Annotated in this window: 13 protein-coding genes; 8 read left to right on the plus strand and 5 right to left on the minus strand. The window is 74.4% G+C overall.

The annotated features are described in order from the left end of the window. Window positions 1-47: 47 nt before the first annotated feature. From ACIOGZ_RS06435 to ACIOGZ_RS06450, 4 genes are all read left to right on the plus strand, one after another. On the plus strand, window positions 48-395 hold the full coding sequence (locus ACIOGZ_RS06435) for a GntR family transcriptional regulator (protein ID WP_363589121.1): 348 nt from the start codon (window positions 48-50) through the stop codon (window positions 393-395). Continuing rightward, window positions 392-1,405 carry a DUF1648 domain-containing protein gene (locus tag ACIOGZ_RS06440; protein WP_363589119.1) on the plus strand — a complete coding sequence of 338 codons (1,014 nt, stop codon included), beginning with the start codon at window positions 392-394 and terminating at the stop codon, window positions 1,403-1,405. Before ACIOGZ_RS06435 ends, ACIOGZ_RS06440 begins: the two co-directional genes overlap by 4 nt. Before the next feature lie 120 nt (window positions 1,406-1,525). Further along, window positions 1,526-2,287, plus strand: coding sequence for a hypothetical protein (locus tag ACIOGZ_RS06445; RefSeq protein WP_363630560.1), 762 nt, complete (start codon window positions 1,526-1,528; stop codon window positions 2,285-2,287). Window positions 2,288-2,416: 129 nt separating this feature from the next. Beyond that, window positions 2,417-3,256: an SAM-dependent methyltransferase gene (locus ACIOGZ_RS06450; RefSeq protein ID WP_363589115.1), complete on the plus strand. Its 840-nt coding sequence runs from the start codon at window positions 2,417-2,419 to the stop codon at window positions 3,254-3,256. Window positions 3,257-3,267: 11 nt separating this feature from the next. Here the strand turns inward: ACIOGZ_RS06450 and ACIOGZ_RS06455 are convergent, their stop codons facing one another. After that, on the minus strand, window positions 3,268-4,008 hold the full coding sequence (locus tag ACIOGZ_RS06455) for a response regulator transcription factor (RefSeq protein WP_363630561.1): 741 nt from the start codon (window positions 4,006-4,008) through the stop codon (window positions 3,268-3,270). Further along, window positions 4,005-5,225, minus strand: coding sequence for a histidine kinase (locus tag ACIOGZ_RS06460; RefSeq protein WP_363589111.1), 1,221 nt, complete (start codon window positions 5,223-5,225; stop codon window positions 4,005-4,007). The genes ACIOGZ_RS06455 and ACIOGZ_RS06460 overlap by 4 nt, the downstream gene beginning before the upstream one ends. A 132-nt stretch (window positions 5,226-5,357) precedes the next feature. On the opposite strand from ACIOGZ_RS06460, the gene ACIOGZ_RS06465 reads away from it, so the two are divergent. Both ACIOGZ_RS06465 and ACIOGZ_RS06470 read left to right on the plus strand, forming a co-directional pair. After that, on the plus strand, window positions 5,358-6,269 hold the full coding sequence (locus ACIOGZ_RS06465; RefSeq protein ID WP_363589109.1) for an ATP-binding cassette domain-containing protein: 912 nt from the start codon (window positions 5,358-5,360) through the stop codon (window positions 6,267-6,269). Beyond that, window positions 6,266-7,117, plus strand: coding sequence for an ABC transporter permease (locus tag ACIOGZ_RS06470; RefSeq protein WP_363589107.1), 852 nt, complete (start codon window positions 6,266-6,268; stop codon window positions 7,115-7,117). Before ACIOGZ_RS06465 ends, ACIOGZ_RS06470 begins: the two co-directional genes overlap by 4 nt. A 33-nt stretch (window positions 7,118-7,150) precedes the next feature. Here ACIOGZ_RS06470 and ACIOGZ_RS06475 read toward each other — a convergent pair whose 3' ends face one another. Next, a complete protein-coding gene (locus tag ACIOGZ_RS06475) occupies window positions 7,151-8,620 on the minus strand; it encodes an MFS transporter (protein WP_363630566.1) in 1,470 nt (489 codons plus the stop codon). A 229-nt stretch (window positions 8,621-8,849) separates the two neighbouring features. On the opposite strand from ACIOGZ_RS06475, the gene ACIOGZ_RS06480 reads away from it, so the two are divergent. After that, window positions 8,850-10,916, plus strand: coding sequence for an MDR family MFS transporter (locus ACIOGZ_RS06480; protein WP_363630568.1), 2,067 nt, complete (start codon window positions 8,850-8,852; stop codon window positions 10,914-10,916). Between the two features lie 14 nt (window positions 10,917-10,930). Here ACIOGZ_RS06480 and ACIOGZ_RS06485 read toward each other — a convergent pair whose 3' ends face one another. Further along, complete coding sequence (locus ACIOGZ_RS06485) at window positions 10,931-11,452, minus strand: GNAT family N-acetyltransferase (RefSeq protein ID WP_363630570.1); 522 nt, start codon at window positions 11,450-11,452, stop codon at window positions 10,931-10,933. Window positions 11,453-11,502: 50 nt separating this feature from the next. Then, window positions 11,503-12,540: an aldo/keto reductase gene (locus ACIOGZ_RS06490; protein ID WP_363589133.1), complete on the minus strand. Its 1,038-nt coding sequence runs from the start codon at window positions 12,538-12,540 to the stop codon at window positions 11,503-11,505. 135 nt (window positions 12,541-12,675) lie between these two features. Here ACIOGZ_RS06490 and ACIOGZ_RS06495 point away from each other — a divergent pair, with 135 nt between their 5' ends. Then, a complete protein-coding gene (locus ACIOGZ_RS06495; protein ID WP_363589099.1) occupies window positions 12,676-13,347 on the plus strand; it encodes a TetR/AcrR family transcriptional regulator in 672 nt (223 codons plus the stop codon). Window positions 13,348-13,474 lie beyond the last annotated feature (127 nt).

Consider the following 13,474-nt stretch of genomic DNA (forward strand, 5'->3'; position numbering starts at 1 on the left):
CGAGGGGACCGCCGCAAGATCCGGATGGTGCTATCGTCATTAGCACCATGTTGCTGAAGCTGGACACCGGTGACGCCCGTCCCCTGCACGAGCAGGTGGCGGGCGCGATCAGGCGGGCCGTCGCCGAGGGCGAGTGCGCCCCCGGCGACAGGCTGCCACCGGCCCGAGAGCTCTCCCGGGCACTGGGCGTGAACACCAACACCGTCCTGCGCGGGCTGCGCACGCTGCGCGACGAGGGCGTGCTGGAGTTCCGCCGGGGCCGTGGCGTCACGGTCGCCGAAGGCGCCGACGCGCGCTCCGAACTCGCCGATCGGGTAAGGCAGTTGGTTGCCGATGCCGCCCGGGCCGGCTACAGCAGGAACGATCTCGTGGACATGATCAGGGGGATGTCGTGACGGACGGGAAGCTCATAGCGAAGGAGCGCCGGGAGCCCGGGGCGGGGCGCGGCGCGCTCTGGGGCGCGGTGGCCTGGTCGGCGGGCGTCCTGGCCCTGCTGATCGCGCTGCCGTGGGCCGCGCGCCACCGGCTGCCGGACCCGCTCGCCACCCACTGGAGCGGACAGGACCCGGACGGCTCCATGTCGTTGACGGCGTCCGCGCTGTTCCCGGCGGGGGTCTGGCTGGTGCTGGTGCTGGCCGCCGCGGCCGCCCGCCGGTTCCGGGCCGGGACGGCGGGCGGCGCCACCGGGGCGGCACTGGCGGCCGTCGGGGTGCTCCTGACGGGGGCACAGACCTCCATCGTGCACGCCAACCTGGACCGCACGCGCTGGCAGGAGGCCGCGCCGATGGGCTTCGAGGTGGTCGTCCTGGTCGTGGCGGCGGGCCTGGCCGGCCTGCTGACCTGGCTGGCCGTCCGCCCGCGCATCGACTCCCCGACCGGGGCGAGCCCGGCGGCCCGGATCCCGGCGCCGGCGACCGCGCCGGGCGAGCAGCTGGTCTGGCTCTCCCAGGCCGCCAACCCGTGGCTGCAACTGGGCGCCTCCGTCCTCGCCCTGGGCGCGCTGGTCGGCGTGCTGGCCCCGGCCAGCGGGCTGATGGGGTTCAGCTGGGCGACGGTCGTGCCGTTCGTCACCACCTCCCCCATCGTCCTGTGCTCGGCCTCGGTCAAGGCCCGGGTGACCGCGCAGGGCCTGTCCGTCGGCTTCGGCCCGTTCGGCTGGCCCAGCCGGCGCTGGTCCCCCGCCGACCTCGACTCGGCCCGCGCCGAGCTGCGCACCCCCGCCCAGGCCGGTGGCTGGGGCTACCGCGTCAACGGCCTCGGCACCACCGTGATGCTGCGCCGCGGCGTCTGCCTGGTGGTCCGCACCCGGCGCGGGCGCGAGTTCGCCGTGAGCGTCGACGACGCCGAGCGCGGCGCGGCCCTGCTCAACTCCCTCATCGCCAGGTCCGCCAGTCCCACCGGCTGACCCCCGTCACGCCGCTGGGGCCCGTCTTCAAACCGCCCGTTCCGGTGGTGTGGACAGGGGCCGCACCGTGGGTACACCAGCTGACAGCTGCTCATAAGTGCAGAGGGCAAGGAGGCGTCCGTGACCCACGAACGGCGGACGGCGGAAGACCCGGAGCGCGACGCGGTCGACGCCCGGGGAGGCACCAACCAGGACGAACGGACCATCACCTTCCTACGACTCGGCGTCGGACTGATCGGCATCCTGCTGCCGCTCGCACTACCCCTGGGGAACTGGCTGTTCGCCGAGCTCAGGGGCCAGAGCACGGCGGGATTCTGGCCGGCCTCGATGAGCGGCTCGTACTACACCAGCACCCGGAACCTCTTCGTGGGCGGCCTGTGCGCGCTCGGGGTGTTCCTGATCTGCTACCGCTTCGACCGCCGGGACGACCGCTGGAGCACCGCCGCCGGCGTGTTCGCGCTCGGGGTCGCCCTGTGCCCGACCGCGCCGCAGGGCGCCACCGCGTTCCAGAGCGCGGTCGGCCTGCTGCACTACGCCTTCGCCGGACTGCTGCTCTTCGTGCTGGCGATGTTCTGCGTCTACTCCTTCCGCAACCCGCGCTCCACCCAGCCGTCCTGGGTCAGCCGGGCCTACCTGGCGGCCGGGGTGCTGATCCTGGCGCTCCTGCTGCTCGCCGTCGTCGCCGGGGTGGCCGGCGTCGGCACGGACTGGGCCGTCCGCCCGCTGTACCTGTGCGAGTGGTTCTCGACCTGGGCCTTCGGTGCCGCCTGGACCGGCGCCGCGCTCGAACTCGCCGCCGCCGGTCGGTCGTACGGACACCATCCGCTCCTCCCGGGGCAGAGCGGCTCCCCGGCCACCGGCAGCCCGGCGGCCCAGCCCTAGGATGCGTCCTCAAGGGGACCTTAACCCCAAGAGATAGTCATCTTGTCGTCCCGAAACACCGTTACCATGCGCACCAAGGCCCGCCACCAGGGCGGCCGGTGACGGAACCCCAGCAACGGGAGGACGAGCATGTCGAACGAGGTCCGGGCAGGGCGCGGTCCGCAGGAGGAGTACCCGTCGGTGGATCTGCGGATGGACGTACCGCACTCGGCGCGGGTCTACGACTACCTCATCGGCGGCAAGACCAACTTCGAGGCGGACCGCGTCGCCGCGCACGCCTCGGTGCAGGCCTGGCCGTCGCTGCCGATCTCCATGCGCACCACCCGCGACTTCATGCAGCGCGCCGTCCGCCACCTCACCGAGGAGTACGGCGTCCGGCAGTTCCTGGACATCGGCACCGGCATCCCCACCTCGCCCAACGTCCACGAGATCGCCCAGTCGATCGCCCCGGACGCGCGGGTCGCCTACGTCGACAACGACCCGATCGTGCTCACCCACGCGCGGGCCCTGATGTCCAGCACGTCGCAGGGCCGCACCTGTTACGTGGACGCCGACTTCCGCGACCCGGAGTCGATCATCCAGAACCCCCGGCTGCGCGAGGTCCTCGACTTCTCCCAGCCGGTGGCGCTGTCGCTGATCGCCATCGTCCACTTCGTGCTCGACGAGGACGACCCGCAGGGCATCGTGCGCCGCTTCATGGACGCCCTGGCACCGGGCAGCTTCCTCGCCCTGACCGTGTTCACCGGGGACACCGACCCGGTGGGCGTGGGCGGCGTCGGCCGGGAGTACAACGCGCGCGGCATCCCGCTGCAGATCCGCGACCAGAAGGAGACCGCGGCCTTCTTCGACGGCTACGACCTCCTCGACCCCGGCGTCACCCTGGTCCACCACTGGCGCCCGGACGCCGGGGCCGCGCCGATCCGCGACCAGGACATCGCGATGTACGCGGGCGTGGCGATCAAGCGCTGAGCCTGCCGACGTCAGCCGGGGACGACGACCAGGCCCGCCTCGTAGGCCAGGATGACGAGGTGGACCCGGTCGCGGGCGTCGAGCTTGGCGAGCAGCCGGGTCATGTAGGTCTTCACGGTCGCGATGCTGAGGACCAGTTCGGCGGCGATCTCGGTGTTGGACAGGCCCCGGCCGACCAGGGTGAGGATCTCCCGCTCCCGGCCGGTGATCGCGCCCAGCCGCCGGGCGGCCGGTGTCGGCGCGGGGGCCTGCACCGGCGCACCGGTCGGTGACGCGGCGGTCGGTGACGCGGCGGCCGGGCCCGAAGCCGCCGCCGGGCCCGGGGCCGGCCGCTGGTCCGCGAAGGAGGAGATCAGCCGGCGGGTGACGCTCGGTGCGATCAGGGCGTCCCCGGCGGCCACCACCCGGACGGCGGCGAGGATGTCGTCCAGCGCCATGTCCTTGACCAGGAAGCCGGACGCCCCGGCGCGCAGCGCCGCGTACACGTGGTCGTCGTCGTCGAAGGTGGTGAGCACGACGACCCTGGTCGGCCCACCGCCGCCGGTGATCAGGCGGGTGGCCTCGATGCCGTCCATACCGGGCATCCGCAGGTCCATCACGACGACGTCGGGCCGCAGTTCACCGGCCAGCCGGACGGCCTCGGCACCGGTGCCGGCCTCGCCGACCACCTCGACGTCGGCGGTCTCGGTGATGACCATCTCCAGCGCGGCCCGGACCAGCGGCTGGTCGTCGACCAGCAGGACGCGTGTCATGCGGTCACCTCCCCGGGGATCGGCAGTCGGACGGCGACCCGGAAGCCGCCCTCGGGGCGCGGCCCGGCCTCGAACTCGCCGTCCAGCAGGCCGACCCGTTCGCGCAGCCCGGCCAGGCCGAAGCCCCCGCCCCGACCGGTGCCGGTGCCCCGGTCCCGGTCGGTGCCGGTGCCCGTGCCGCGGCCCCGGTCGGTGATCTCCACGGCCACCTCACCCGCTGTGCGGCGGTCGACCAGGACCTCGCAGGAGCGGGTGTCCGCGTGCCGCACCACGTTGGTGACGGACTCCTGGATGACGCGGAACGCCGAGAGGTCGATCTCCGGTGGCAGCGGGCCCTGTTCGCCCCGCCGCCGGACCTCGACCCGGACGCCGGCGGCGGTGGTCGCGGCGGCCAGCCGGTCGAGGTTCGCCAGACCTTGAGGGGTGGTCGCCGACGTCTCGCCGTCGGCCTGGCGCAGCACGACGAGCATCCGGCGCAGCCCGGCCAGGGTGTCCCGGCCGGCGTTCTCGATCTCGCCGAGCGCCTGCTTGGCCCGTTCCGGGCGGGTGTCGATGACCCGGCGGGCGGCGCCGGCCTGGAGCGCGACGATGCCGATGGTGTGGGCGACGGTGTCGTGCATCTCGCGGGCGATCCGCAGCCGTTCGGCGGTGACGGCCTCGGTGGCCGCCCGGGTGCTCAACGCCCGGGCGTGCTCGCGGTTCTGCCGCATCGAGCGGCCGACCAGCCAGGCGACCAGGGCGAGCAGCGCGGCGCCGTCGGCGGAGCCGATGTGGGTGCCGGTGAAGATGCCGACGGTGTTGCCGTGCACCAGGCCGATGTGCAGCACGAGCAGGCTCATCACCAGCGCGAACGCGGTCCGCGAGCTGCGGCGCGGCCGGGTGGCGGTGATCAGGCAGAGCGCGACGTCCACGGCCAGCAGGGAGGCCGGCGGCACCTGGGTGTCGGCGGCCCAGCCGTCGGTCTCCGTGAAGGCGGCGACGAACAGCAGGGCGACCGCGAGCACCGGAAGGCGGCGCACCAGCGCGGCGCCGGCGAAGGCCACCACCGTGGTGGCCAGGGTGAAGGCCAGTCCGCCGTGGGCGGCGGCCCCGCCGTGGTACCGGGCGTTGCCGCCGAGCAGGACGGCGGGGTAGGCGGCGGCCACGCACCAGGCGAGCCCGACCCAGACCTCGGGCGGAATGCGCCGGAACAGGGGCGGAGAGGGCGTCGCAAGCATACGAAGATCGTATCGGCGGCCTGAATCGCCGTCATCGGACCGTGGTTGTACGACCGGGGGTGACAGCCGGGGCCCGCGGTGTCAGCGCCGGTCCGATGCGGCGGCCCGGCCCCGCCCGGCACCGTGGAGCCCATGATCGAAGTCACCGAGCTGACCAAGCGCTACGGCCGCACCACCGCCGTCGAACGCCTCACCTTCACCGTCCGGCCCGGCCATGTGACCGGCTTCCTGGGCCCGAACGGCGCGGGCAAGTCCACCACCCTGCGGCTGATCCTCGGCCTCAACGACCCGACCGGCGGCACCGCCACCGTCGACGGCCGCCCGTTCCGGGCGCGGACGCGCGGCCTGCGCGACGTCGGCGCCCTGCTCGACGCGGGCGACGTCCACGGCGGGCGCACCGGCGCGGCCCACCTGCGGGCGCTGGCCCGCGCCAACGCGATCCCGGCCGCGCGGGTCGAGGAGGTGCTGCACGAAGTCGGGCTCACCAAGGCCGCCGGGCGCCGGATCGGCGGCTACTCGCTGGGCATGAAGCAGCGGCTCGGCATCGCCGGCGCGCTGCTCGGCGACCCGCCGGTGCTGCTGTTCGACGAGCCGCTCAACGGCCTCGACCCGGAGGGCGTGCTGTGGGTGCGCGGCCTGTTCCGCCGCCTCGCCGAGGAGGGACGGACGGTCTTCGTCTCCAGCCACATGATGGCCGAGATGGAGCACACCGCCGACCGGCTGGTGGTGATCGGCCGGGGCCGGCTGATCGCGGACGAGAGCCTGGCGGAGTTCTCCGCCCGGGCCGACCGCACCGGCGTCACCGTCCGGGCGGCCGAACCCGACCGGCTGGCGGCCGTGTTGACCGCCGCGGGCGCCACCGTCCGCCCCGGCCCGGACGGCGCGCTCGCCGTGACCGGCCTGGACGCCACCCGGATCGGCGAACTCGCCCTGGAGCAGCGCCTGTTGCTGCACACCCTGACCACCCGTGCCGCCTCCCTGGAGGAGGCGTTCATGGAACTGACCGCCGACAGCGTCGACTACCAGGCCGGAGAGCCCCGATGAGCACCGCGACCACCGCCCCCCAGTCCCGCCCCCGGCCCCTCCCCCGGCCGCGCGCCCGCTTCGGCGACCTGCTCGCCGCCGAGTGGATCAAGTTCTGGTCCCTGCGTTCGACCGTCTGGGTGCTGGGCCTGAGCGCCCTGTTCGTCATCGCCGCCAACCTCAAGGCGGCCCGGTACACCTACGACCACTACACCGTCGGCGACGGCGATCCGGCGACCATGCTGCAGGTCGCGCTCGGCGACTCCTTCACCATGATCGCCGCCGACGTCGTGATGATCGTCGCGGGCAGCGTCGGCGCGCTCGTCCTGGTCGGCGAGTACGCGAGCGGGCTGATCCGCACCACGCTGGTGGCCGTCCCGGACCGCCGGGCCGTGATCGCCGCCAAGGCCTGCGTACTGACCGCGGTCATGCTCGGCTACGGCGCCGTCACCGCGGGCGTCTCCTTCGGCGCCTGCCAGGCGGTCCTCGCCGACACGCACATCGGCGTCTCCGTCACCGACCCCGCCGCGCTGCGCTTCGTCGCGGCCGCCGCCCTGTTCGCCCCGGTCTGCGCCCTCGCCGGATTCGCCCTCGGCGCGCTGATCCGGCACACCGCCGGAGCCGTGGTGGGCACCGTCCTGGTGCTGTTCTTCCTGCCGGCGTTCTTCAACGAGCGCTACCGCTGGTCGGCCGACCTCCTGCACGCCATGCCGCTCCAGGCCTGGCGCCGGCTGGCCCAGGTCGACCTGACCCACTCGCTGCCCTCGGCGCACCCGGCCACCGTCGCCGGATCCTGGGCCACGTTCGCGCTCTGGGCGCTCGCCTCGGTGGTGGTCGCCGTGGCCGTCGTCCAGCGCCGCGACCACTGACCCGCCGTCCGGCGGCGGCGCCGGGAGCGGTGCTCACCCGTCGCGGCGGCCCGCCGCCACATCCGCCAGCGCCACCAGCAGCGCCGCCAGGACCAGGCCCGCCGCGACCGTCACGCCCAGCTGGAAGGCCAGCGCCCAGTCCGGGTGCGGGCCCTGGGCGTGGGCGAAGAAGACCGAGCCGACGATGGCGATGCCGACCGCCGAGCCGACCCGCTGGGCGGTCTGCAGGACGCCGCCGGCACTGCCCGCCCGGGCGATCGGCACCCGCTGGAGGGTCAGGGTCTGGTTCGGGGCGATCACCAGCCCGCTGCCCACCCCGGCGACCAGCAGCGGCGCCACCGTCGCCCAGCCGATCGCCGACCCCGACCACAGCTGCACCGCCAGGGCCGAGGCCAGCAGGCCGACCAGCACCAGCACCAGGCCGAGCAGCACCAGCCGGCGGCCGAGCCGGTGCACCAGCCGTCCGCCGATCGCCGCGGACACGCCCGAGCCCACCGCGAACGGCGTGACCGCCAGGCCCGCCGTCAGCGCCGAGTAGTGCAGGCCCGCTTGGAGGTAGAGCGTGAAGATGAAGAAGATCGCGGTGAACCCGGCGAAGTACACCAGCGACAGCGCCACTCCCGCCGCGTACGGGCGCACCGCGAACAGCGCCATGCTCACCAGCGGCTCCCGGCCCCGCGCGTAGTACCGCTCCCAGCCCACGAAGGCCCCCAGCAGCACCGCCGCCAGCGGCAGCAGCAGCCAGCGCGTCGAGCCGTGCCACTGCTGCGCCTGGACGAACGGCAGCAGCAGCGCGACCGTCCCGGCACCGAGCAGCAGCACCCCGACCGGGTCGAAGTCCCGGTGCCCGGCCCGCGAGGCCGCCGGCGGGGGCGGCGGGAGCAGCCGGTAGGCGATGGGCAGGGCGGCCACGCCGATCGGCAGGTTGACCAGGAACACCCAGCGCCAGCCGTTCTGCGGGCCGAACAGGTGGATCAGCAGGCCGCCCAGCAGCGGGCCGACGGCGGTGGACAGACCGATGGTGGCGCCGAGCGCGCCGAAGGCCCGGCCGCGTTCGGCCCCCTGGAACAGGACCTGGATGAAGCCGGAGACCTGCGGCACCAGCACCCCGCCGGCCGCGCCCTGGAACAGCCGGGCCAGCACCAGCCACTCCTGGTTCTGCGCCGCCCCGGCCAGCGCGCTGGCCGCGGTGAACAGGGCGAGCCCGGTGAGGAAGACGGCCCGGCGGCTGCGGGCGTCGCCGAGCCTCCCGGACGGGACCAGCACCAGGCCGAAGGCGAGCGCGTAGCCGCTGAGCACCCACTGCAGGCCGCTGTCGGACATGTGCAGCCCGGCCCGCACGGTCGGCAGGGCGACGTTGACGATGCTGACGTCCAGCAGCGTCATGAACCCGGCGACCAGGCAGACCGTCAGCGCCCGCCAGCGCCGCGCCTCGGCCCGCCGGCCCGCGGCGGAGGCGCCGGGCTGCTGTTCCGGGGTGCTGCACGGGGGTTGGGCCGTCATGGGAGCACCTTCCGGGCGTCCGGCGGTCGTCTGGCTTCGCGTCCGGCGGCCGGCCGTCGTCCGGCTTCCCGGTCCGGCTGCCCGCCCGCCGCGCGCGGCCCCCCTCCGAACGGCCATCGTGGACGGCGCGGCCCCGGAGCCGCCAGCCGGGCTGCGCCGCCCGCGCCGCCGCTCACCCGGACGGCCGAACCCGATCGCGGCCTCCCCCGGCGCCCCGGAGGCTGAGGACATGAACGCCGCCACCGAAACCCCGCCGACCGCCCCGCCGGTGCTGGACGCCCGGCAGCGCAACGTCGTCTTCGGCACCATCGTGCTCGGCATGCTGCTGGCCGCGCTCGACCAGACCATCGTCGGCACCGCGCTGCCCACCATCGTCGCGGACCTCGGCGGGGCCGCGCACATGTCGTGGGTGGTGACGGCCTACCTGCTGGCCGAGACGGTGGCCACCGTGCTGGCCGGCAAGTTCGGTGACCTGTACGGGCGCAAGCTGCTCTTCCAGATCTCGGCGGTCGTCTTCATCACCGGCTCGTTCTTCTGCGGCCTGGCGACCAACATGACGCTGCTGATCGCCTGGCGGGCGCTCCAGGGCATCGGCGCGGGCGGCCTGATGGTGACGGCCATGGCGCTGATCGCGGACGTCATCCCGCTGCGCGAGCGCGGCAAGTACCAGGGCGCGATCGGCGCGGTGTTCGGCGTGGCGACGGTGATCGGGCCGCTGCTGGGCGGGCTGTTCACCGACCACCTGTCCTGGCGCTGGGCGTTCTACGTCAACGTGCCGATCGCGATCCTGGTGGTGATCGCGGCCGCCCGGACCATCCCCTCGGTGCGCTCGGCGGTGCGCCCGGTGATCGACTACCTGGGGATCGCACTGGTCGCGATCGGCGCCAGCGCACTGATCCTGGCGACCAGTTGGGGCGGCAACGAGTACGCCTGGGGCTCCGGGGTGATCATCGCCCTGTTCGCCGGCGGCGCCGTCGCCCTCGGGCTGTTCTGCTGGGTGGAGAGCAGGGCCGTCGAACCGATGCTGCCGATGCGGCTGTTCCGGAACCCGGTGTTCGCGGTCTGCTCGGTGCTCAGCTTCATCGTCGGCTTCGCGATGCTCGGCGCGCTGACCTTCCTGCCGACCTTCCTGCAGTACGTCGACGGCGACTCGGCGACCGTCTCCGGCGTGCGGACGCTGCCGATGGTGATCGGGCTGCTGCTCGCCTCGATCGCCAGCGGCAACGCCGTCAGCAAGACCGGCAGGTACCGGGTGTTCCCGATCGTCGGCACCCTGGTGATGGCCGTCGGCCTCTACCTGCTCTCCCGGCTCGAACCCGGCACGGGCACCGCGCTCGCCTCCCTCTACATGTTCGTGCTCGGCGTCGGCATCGGGCTGAGCATGCAGGTGCTCACCATCGCCGTGCAGAACACCGTCGACTACGCGGACCTCGGCACCGCCACCTCCGGGGTGACCTTCTTCCGCACCATCGGCAGCTCCTTCGGCACCGCCGTGTTCGGCACCATCTACGCCAACAGCCTCAAGACCGAACTCGCCCAGGGCGTGGCCTCCTCGGCCCGCCTCACCGGCGCGGACCCGGCGCTGCTCACCCGGGCCGCCGAGAGCCCGCAGGGCCTGCACCGGCTGCCCGCCGCGCAGGCGGCCCCGATCGTCCAGGCCTACTCCGACGCCCTGCACACCGTGTTCCTGTGGACGGTGCCGGTCGCCCTGGTCGGGTTCGTGGTCGCGCTCTTCCTCAAGCAGGTGCAGCTGCGGGACACCGCCCGGGCCGGCTCCACCGACATGGGCGAGGGCTTCGCCCAGCCGACCACCAGCGACTCCGACCCGCACCTGGAGTACGCCGTCGGCAAGCTCGTGCGCGGCGTGGACCTCGACACCGTCCGCTCGATCGTCGACGACGCCGACACCCGGGTCGACCTGGCCGGGGCCTGGGCGCTGATGGAGGTCGCCGGCCACACCAAGGCCGTCGGCCAGGCCTCCCTGGACCTCATCGCCGCCCGCAAGCGGGTGCCGCCCGAGGTCCTGGAGCCGGTCTTCGACCGGATGGCCGCCGAGGGCTACCTCACCCGCGACGGCGACCGACTCTCCCCCACCGAGACCGGCTCCCAGGAGGTTCGCGTCCTCGCCCAGGCCTGGTCGGACTGGCTCAACGCCCGGCTGGACGCCGACGCCGGCCGCCCGCGCAGCCCCCAGCTGCGCACCGCGGCGACCGCCATCGCCTGGCGCCTGATGGTCGAGGACCTCGCCAACGGCCTTCCGGCCCACGCGCGTTCGAAGGACGCGGCGCGAACCTAGGCCGCCGCCAGGACCTAGGGCTTCCTCGCCAGGATCAGTTCGCGCCGCACGCCGTCGGCCATCAGGTCGCCGGGCTCGTCGGTCTCGGCGAACCCGTTGCGGTGGTAGAGGGCGATGGCCGCGTCGTTGTCGGGGTTCACCGCCAGCTTGAGGGTGGTGAACCCCTGCTCGGCGGCCCAGCGGGCGATCGCGCCGATCAGCCGGTCCCCCACGCCCCGGCCGCGCGCCGCCGGGCCGACCCACAGGGAGATCAGCTCGGCGACCGCCCCGCCCTCGTCGGCCGGGACTCCGCTGGCCATCGCGACCGGGCGGCCGTCCAGCACCGCGACCAGGTCGAGGGCGCCGGGGATCTCCAGGCGGGAGCGCCAGCGGGCCTCGTGGTCGCCGGCGCCCTGCCAGTCCGCCAGGGTGGAGCCGAAGGCGTACGGCGCCTCGGTCAGCGCGGCCAGGCGCAGCTCGCGCCAGAGCACCCAGTCGTCGGAGCCGAGCCGGCGCAGTTCGGGTTCGTGCAGTTCGGGTTCGTGCAGTTCGGACATGGTGCGGACCTTGCCGCAGGCCGGGCGGCACGGCAAGCGGATTACCCGGTTCAGCCCACGAGCGGCGGGTTGAGGCGGGCGAAGGCCTCCTGCCGGCGGTAGGGGAAGTACGGGTACGGCGCGGTGCGGGCGCTGGCCGCGTCGAGCCGGGCGACCTGCTCGTCGGTCAGCGACCAGCCGACCGCGCCGAGGTTCTGCCGCAGCTGCTCCTCGTTGCGGGCGCCGATGATGACCGAGGAGACGGTCGGGCGGCGCAGCAGCCAGTTGATGGCGATCTGCGGGACGGTGCGACCGGTCTCGGCGGCGATCCCGTCGAGCGCGTCGACCACCCGGTACAGCAGTTCGTCCTCGACCGGCGGGCCGTAGTCGGCAGTGTCGTGCAGCCGGCTGTCGGCCGGGAGCGGCCGGCCGCGCCGGATCCGGCCGGTGAGGCGGCCCCAGCCGAGCGGGCTCCACACCAGGGCGCCGACGCCCTCCTCCTGGGCGAGCGGCATCAGCTCCCACTCGTAGTCGCGGCCGACCAGCGAGTAGTAAACCTGGTGGGCGGCGTAGCGGGGGCGGCCGTAGCGCTCGGCGACGGCGAGGGACTTCATCAGCTGCCAGCCGGAGAAGTTGGAGACGCCGGTGTAGCGGAGCTTGCCGGCCCGGACGAGGTCGTCGAGGGTGGCCAGTACCTCCTCGATCGGGGTGCCGGCGTCGTAGGCGTGCAGTTGGAAGAGGTCGAGGTAGTCGGTGCCGAGGCGGCGCAGCGCGTCGTCCACGGCCTTGGTGAGGCGGGCCCGGGAGGTGCCGGCGTCCTGCGGGCCGTCGCCGGTCGGCAGGCCGGCCTTGGTGGAGACGAGCACCTGGTCGCGGCGGCCGCGGATGGCCTGGCCGAGGACCTCTTCGGAGGCGCCGTCGGAGTAGACGTCGGCGGTGTCGAAGAGGGTGACTCCGGCGTCGATGGCGATGTCGAGCAGGCGGCGGGCCTCCTGGACGTCGGTGGTGCCCCAGGCGCCGAACAGCGGTCCACGGCCGCCGAAGGTGCCGGTGCCGAGGCTGAGCGCGGGGACCTTGAGGCCGGACGAGCCGAGTCGGCGGTATTCCATGGCGGTTGCCGTGCTGGTTGTCGTGCTGCTTTCCATGGCAGTTCTCCCCTCGGAGCCCTTAACGGGACTCCCATTCCGTTAGGATGGTTCGACCTTAGCAGGGCCCATCGACCTAATGGAACAGGAATCCCGTTAATGACTGCCGAGCCCTCCGCGCCGGACGCACCGGACGCACCGGACACTCCGGACGCGCCGGAGACCCCCACGCCCGGGACGCGGCGCCCCGGCGGCCGCACCGCCCGGGTCCGCACCGCCGTCCTGCGGGCCGCCGAGGACGCCCTGGTCGAGCGCGGCTTCAGCGGGCTCGACCTCGGCGACGTCGCCCAGCGGGCCGAGGTCGGCCGGACCACCGTCTACCGGCGCTGGGGCACCACCAGCGCGCTGGTCGCCGACCTGCTCGCGGACATGGCCGAGCAGTCACTGCCGCGCACCCGCAGCGGCTCCCTCGCCGAGGACCTGCGGGCCAACGCCCGGCTGGTCCAGCGCACGCTGGCCGACCCCCGGCAGGGAGCGCTGTTCCGTGCGGTGATCGTCGCCGCCACCTGCGACCCTGACGCCGCCGAGGCGCTGCGGCACTTCTACCTGCGCCGGGTCGAGGAGTGGGCGCCGTGCGTCGCCGAGGCCGTCGAACGCGGCGAACTCCCGCCGGACACCGACGCGTTCGAGGTGGTCCGGGCCGTCTCCGCGCCGCTCTACTACCGGATGCTCACCACCGCCGAGCCGCTCGACGAGGCCGCCGCCGACCGCGCCGCGGCCGCCGCCGAGGCGGCCGCCCGGGCGGGGGCGCACCGGCGGGAGAGCGTCTGACGGCGCCCGAGAACGTCCGGGAAAGCCGTCGGGGGCGCCGGGGGGGGGGCGGGGGGGGCGGGGGGGGGGGGGGCGGGGCGGGGGGGGGGCGGGGGGCGGGGGCGGCGGGGGGGGCGGCGGGGGCCGG

This window comes from Kitasatospora sp. NPDC088160, from assembly GCF_044741445.1.
Classification (GTDB): Bacteria; Actinomycetota; Actinomycetes; order Streptomycetales; family Streptomycetaceae; genus Kitasatospora.